This is a genomic window from Mesorhizobium sp. M7A.F.Ca.CA.004.12.1.1 (genome assembly GCF_003997835.1).
GTDB lineage: Bacteria > Pseudomonadota > Alphaproteobacteria > Rhizobiales > Rhizobiaceae > Mesorhizobium.
Map to the genome: position 1 here is coordinate 1 of NZ_RZRK01000316.1, position 6,583 is coordinate 6,583.

Genomic DNA, 6,583 nt, shown 5'->3' on the forward strand with positions numbered 1-6,583 from the left:
CGATGCTGAACCGCGTCACCGGTGGCACTAAATCGACCATATCGGGCCAGCTCAACGCCAATGGCCAGGTGTTCCTGGTCAATCCCAACGGCATTGCCATCTCCAAGACCGGCAAGGTCAGTGCCGCGGGTTTCGTTGGCTCCTCGCTGGGCATCAGCGACGAGGATTTTGAGGCCGGAAAGCTGGAGTTCGAAGGCAATGGAGCTTCCGCTGCCGTCGCCAACCAGGGTTCCATCAGCATCGGGCGTGGCGGCTATGCCGCATTGATCGGTGGCAGCGTCGACAATGCCGGCTCGATCACCGTGCCGCTCGGCAAGGTCGGGCTCGGCTCGGGCGAGAAGGCGGCGCTCGATCTGTCCGGCGACGGCTTCTTGCAGGTCTCCGTGCCGACCAGGGCTGATGGCAGCAATGCGCTGGTCAGCAATTCCGGACGTATCAGTGCCGATGGCGGACTGGTCGAACTCAAGGCGGCGGCGGTGCGCAATGCAGCACGCCAGGCCGTCAACATGTCCGGTGTCATCGAGGCACGCACGGTGTCAGGTCAATCCGGCGCCATCGTGCTTGGTGGTGATGAAGGCTCGGTCGAAATCACCGGCACGCTCGATGCTTCGGCCAAGGCCGGCGGCAAGGGCGGCAAGGTCACGGTCACCGGCCGCAAACTGAAGCTCAAAGCCGCCAAGGTCGATGCCTCGGGCAAGGATGGCGGCGGCAGCGTCAGGATCGGCGGTGACAAGCAGGGCAAGGGCACCTTGCAACGCGCGGTCACAATCGAGATCGATGCGAAGACGACAATCAGTGCCGATGCGACCGGCACCGGCGATGGCGGCACGGTCATCGTCTGGTCGGACGAGCAGACAAAGTTCGCGGGCAAGATTTCCGCACGTGGTGGCGATGACGGCGGCAATGGCGGCTTCGCGGAAGTGTCCGGCAAGCAGCGCCTCGACTTCACCGGTGAGGTCGATCTGCGCGCCCGCTTCGGCGATACCGGCGACCTTCTGCTCGACCCCTACAACGTCACCATCTCCAACGCTGCCGGCAACACCGGCGGCAGCATGTCCGCCAACACCAATGACAGCGTCATCAACGTCACCACGCTGCAGAACCTTCTCGCAACCGCAAACGTCACCATCTCAACCGGCAGCGGCGGTTCGCAGGCTGGCGACATCACCATTGCCGCGCCGATCAGCTGGAACACCAACACGCTGACGCTCAGCGCCTCTCATTCGATCGTCTTCAATGCGAACGCCACGATCGGCGGCGGCGGCGGGTTGACGCTGGTCACCAACAATGGCGGTACCGGCGGCACGATCTCCTATGCCTTGGGTGCATCGGCGACCTTCACCGGCACGCCGGGAGCGCAGGCGCTGTCGATCGACGGCCAGAGCTACACGCTGATCTACGATGTCAACGGCCTGCAGGCGATCAACAGCGGGCTCACCGGGAGCTATGCGCTGGCCAAGAATATCGATGCCAGCACCACGTCCAGCTGGAATAGCGGTCTCGGCTTCATATCACTGGGCACCGACGGCAACAGCAACATCCAGAACGGCGGCAATGGCTTCACCGGCTCGTTCGACGGGCTAGGCCACACCGTCGACAGCCTGTCGGTGACGCAGTCCGCTGCCCAATATGTCGGCCTGTTCGGCTATATCGGCGCGGGCGGCCTGGTTCAGAATGTCGGCGTCACCAATGTGACGGTCCGGGGGTTCAGGACCCTCGGCGGGATCGCTGGGTTCAATGCCGGCACGGTGGCCCAGAGTTATTCGACTGGTCAGCTGTTCACCACACAATACGGGTCCGCCTCAGGTGGTCTGATCGGCGAGAACGACGGCGCGCTCTCCGACAGCTTCTCGACGGTGGTCGTCAATGCTCGCGATACTAACACCGCCGGCGGCGCGGTAGGCTTCAATAATTTCGGCACCATCGATCGCGTCTATGCCATGGGCGCTGTCGATATCGGCAGCGGCGGCGCGGCCGTCGGCGGCCTCGTCGGATCGAATTATGGCTACTCGGGGGTCGGCGAGGGCGGCAGGATAACCGACAGCTATTCGACCGGCGCGGTCAGCGGCGGATGGAATGTCGGCGCGTTCATCGGCAACAACCTTTACGACGGCGTGGTCACGGGCGCGTACGACACTTCGACATCAGGCCCCTACAATACCACATCCATCGCCAAGCCTGCGATCGGCGGCGGCACCACCGGCCCCAATGTCAATGTCGTCGGCCTGTCGACCTCCAGCTTCCAGAATGGCGGCGCCAACGGACTGAGTGCCGCCTTTGGCGGCGGGACTGGCGGCCTCTATCCCTATCTGAAGAGCTTCTACCCCAATGGCGTCCAGGCGATCTCCGGAATTGCCTACAAGGATGCCGGCAACACGCCGCTGATTTCCGGTACCGGCCAGCCCTATTACACAAAGAATCCCGGGCTGGTGTCCGTCGTCTCCGGCGGCGTAAACCTCGGCACAGTCTCGACCGGCGTCAACGGCTACTACTATCTCGCTCTGCCGGCGGGCGCGGTCTCGAACTCGGTGCTCGCTTACACCGTTGCCGAAGCGGACTCGGGCGCCAAGAATAGCGTGACCTTCCGGACCGGCCTGTCCGGCAGCAATGTCTCGAACCTCAACGTCTATGGCGACTGGCGGCTCGACGAGACGGATGGCTCGATCGCTTCGCTATCGACGCTGAGCAGCGCCTATAGCGCGGCTATTGGGTCAACCTCTGTCGGCAGCCTGTCCTTCGCCAATCGCCAGATTGAAACCGCAGCAGCCACCTTCGCCCTCAACCAGGCGCTGTCGGTCGGCACCGGCACGATGGCGCTGTCGTCGAACGGCGTGGTGACGCAGACGAGTGGCCTGACGGCGGCGTCGCTGGTTCTCGGTGGCACGGGTAGCTTCACCCTGACCAACGCCGGCAACCAGATCGGCAACGTCGCCGGCAACGCCGGTTCCGTCGATCTGCGCGATGGCGCAAGCCTGACGATCGCCAGTGCTTCCACCGCCCGCGGGGTTACGGCGACCGGGGTGAACACCACCGGTTCGGTAAGGCTTCAGACGGCGGGCAATCTGACCATCGCGGCAAGTGCGACGATCAGCGGAACGGATCCGGTGCTCTCAGCCGCAGGACAATTCATCAACAGTCGCGGCAGCGATGCCGTCACCGCCACCAGCGGACGCTGGCTGGTCTATACGGCAGCTCCCACCGGCAACAATTTCGGCAATCTCGACAGCGGCAACACCGCCATCTGGAACACGACCGCCGGCGGGGCGGTGAGCGCGACGGGCAACCGCTATGTCTTCGCCTATCAGCCGACACTGACGTTTACGTCCAACAGCGCGACCAAAACCTACGGCGACACCGCCCTGCCGGCAGTGACCTATTCAGTGGCGGGCTATCAGGCGGGCGCGGTCGGCGCCTATCTCGGCGACACCGCCGCCACGACCTTCAGCGGCGGCCCAAGCGTCACGTCCGTCAACCCGCCGGGCAATACACAGGTCGGAGCAGGATCCTATGCAATCACCGTCGGCGCCGGCAATCTCGCGGCGTTGAGCGGCTATGGCTTCGCCTACAGCAGCACCGGCCTGCTCACCATCGGCAAACGCGCGGTAACGGTGACGGTAACGCCGGGCCAGAGCAAGATCTATGGCGATGCGAATCCGTCATCCTATGCGTACACCGTTTCGGATCTCGGCGCCGGCGTGGCTCTGGTCGGCACCCTCAACCGCACGGCCGGGAACAGTGCCGGCACTTACGCCATCAACCAGAACAGCATCACCAACGCTAACAATTCGAACTACGACATCACCTATGTCGGCGGCAGTTTCGCCATCGCCAAGCGCGCGATCACGATCACGGCCGATGCCAAGAGCCGTATCTATGGCAACGCCAATCCGTCGCTGACCTACCAGCTGACATCAGGCAGTTTTGTCAATGGCGACAGCTTGGGCGGTTCGCTGACGACATCGGCGACCACGGCATCCGGTGTCGGCAGCTATGGCGTCACGCAGGGTACGCTCAACAACAACAATTATGCGATCACCTACGCCGGCGCCAATTTGTCGGTGACGCCGCGCGCGATCACGGTGACGGCGAATGCCAAGAGCCGTGCCTATGGCGATGCCAATCCGGCGCTGACCTATCAGCTGACATCAGGCAATTTCGTCAATGGGGACAGCCTGAGCGGTGCATTGGCAACAACAACTACGACGGCATCCAGTGTCGGCAGCTACGGCATCACGCAAGGCACACTCGCCAACGGCAACTATGCGATCACCTATGTCGGCGCCAATCTGTCGGTGGCGAAGCGCGCCATCACGGTGACAGCCGATGCCAAGAGCCGCATCTATGGCGATGCCAACCCAGCGCTGACCTATCAGCTGACCACGGGCAATTTCGTCAATGGCGACAGCCTGAGCGGCGCGCTCGCAACAGCGGCCACGACAGCATCTGGTGTCGGCAGTTACAGCATTACGCAAGGCACACTCGCCAACAGCAACTATGCGATCAGCTATGCCGGCGCCAATCTGGCGGTGACGAAACGGGCGATCACGGTGACGGCCGATGCCAAGAGCCGTGTTTATGGCGATGCCAACCCGGCGTTGACCTATCAGCTGACCGCAGGCAATTTCGTCAATGGCGACAGCCTGAACGGTGCGCTGGCGACCTCGGCAACGACAGCATCCGATGTCGGCAGCTACGGCATCACGCAGGGCACGCTCGCCAACAGCAACTACGCGATCAGCTATGTCGGCGGAAACCTGTCAGTGACGCCGCGCGCGATTACGGTGACGGCCGATGCCAAGAGCCGTGTCTATGGCGATGACAATCCAACGCTGACCTATCAACTGACCTCGGGCGATTTCGCCAATGGCGACAGCCTGAGTGGTGCGTTGGCAAGGACCGCCGCAGCATCATCCGATGTCGGCGGCTACAGCATCACCCAAGGCACGCTTGCCAACGGAAATTACGCCATCAGCTATATCGGCGCGGATCTTTCGGTGACGCAGCGCGCGATCACGGTGACGGCCGATGCGGGCCAGAGCAAGATCTACGGGGACGGAGATCCGCTGTCTTACGGCTACGGAGTATCCGATCTCGGCAGCGGCGCAGCGCTGACCGGCACGCTTGATCGCGCCGAGGGCGAGAATGTCGGGACCTATGCCATTGGCCGCGGCACCCTCACCGATGCGGCCAACGCCAACTACGACATCACCTATGTCGGCGCCGGTTTCAGCATCGGCAAGCGATTCGTGACCGTCACTGCCAGCTCGGGCCAGGGCAAGACCTACGGCAATGCCGATCCGTCGTCCTATGGCTACACCTTCACCGATCTCGGCAGTGGTGCGGCGCTGGTTGGCGCTCTCCACCGCACTCCCGGCGAAGATGTCGGCGCCTATCAGATCGGGCAGGGCACACTCGCCAATGCGGCCAATTCGAACTACGACATCAGCTATGTCGGCGCCGATTTCAGCATCGGCAGGCGTGTCGTGACCGTCACGGCCAATTCGGGCCAGGGCAAGATCTACGGCGATGCCGACCCGTCCTCCTATGGCTACACCAGCACCGATCTCGGCAGTGGTGTGGGATTGGTCGGCGCTCTCGATCGCGTTTTGGGAGAGAACGCCGGAGCTTACGCGATCGGCCAGGGCACGCTTACCGACAGCGCCAATTCGAACTACGAGATCAGCTATGCCGGTGCCGACTTCAGCATCGGCAAGCGGGCGATCACCATAGTGGCGGATGCGCAGAGCCGGCCGCAGGGCATGCCCAATCCGCCACTCACCTATTCGATCGGCGGTCTGGGGTTGGTCAACGGGGATACGTTTCTTGGCGCGCTCTCGACTGGGGCGACACACGCTAGCCCTCCTGGCAACTACGCCATCGAACAGGGAAGCCTGACCCTCTCGGCCAACTATGAACTGACCTATGTCGGTGCCGATCTGGTGGTCTCGCCGCCCAACACCGTGCCGGCACCGGATGCAGCCAGCACGGTCGCGTACAACGCCGATGCTCATGCTGCTGGCGGGCCGGCTCCGGTTTTCTTCACCGGACAGCCGGTGGCTGGCGATGCGCAAACGCTGGTTGAAGACCCGCGGCTTGATGGCCCCGCCTTCTGCCAGGGCGTGGCGGACGCAGCTTCCGTCTGCAGCGTTGCCTCGATCCGGTAGGAAGACATGACCGCGCAGCGCCAAACCCTCTCACGGCGGCACCTTAACCGCACCGGCGCGCCGTTGATGGCGCTGCTTTTGACGTCGACGGCACTTGTCGGTTTCACGTCGGCGCGAGCACAGGAACTGCCGACAGGCGGCAGCGTCGCGTCCGGCGGTGTCACCATCGCCCATCCATCGTCGTCGCAACTGACCATCAGGCAGTCGACCAGTTCGGCGATCGTCAACTGGCAGAGTTTTTCCATCGGCGCCGGCGCGACAGTCACTATCGACCAGCCATCATCCTCGGCAACGATGCTGAACCGCGTCACCGGTGGCACTAAATCGACCATATCGGGCCAGCTCAACGCCAATGGCCAGGTGTTCCTGGTCAATCCCAACGGCATTGCCATCTCCAAGACCGGCAAGGTCAGTGCCGC

At 63.3% G+C, this 6,583-nt stretch carries 2 protein-coding genes; both read left to right on the top strand.

What is annotated here, in order from left to right:
• The first annotated feature begins 2 nt into the window (after positions 1-2).
• Entirely contained in the window at positions 3-6,164 is a 6,162-nt protein-coding gene (locus EN984_RS17750; RefSeq protein WP_127383855.1) for an MBG domain-containing protein, read from the top strand.
• Positions 6,165-6,170: 6 nt separating this feature from the next.
• A partial coding sequence (locus EN984_RS17755) for a filamentous hemagglutinin N-terminal domain-containing protein (protein ID WP_206517440.1) occupies positions 6,171-6,583 on the top strand: 413 nt, incomplete at its 3' end.

Coding starts and splice junctions, on each gene's coding strand:
- EN984_RS17750 (WP_127383855.1), top strand. CDS start 3: ATGCTGAACCGCGTCACCGGTGGCACTAAATCGACCATATCGGGCCAG.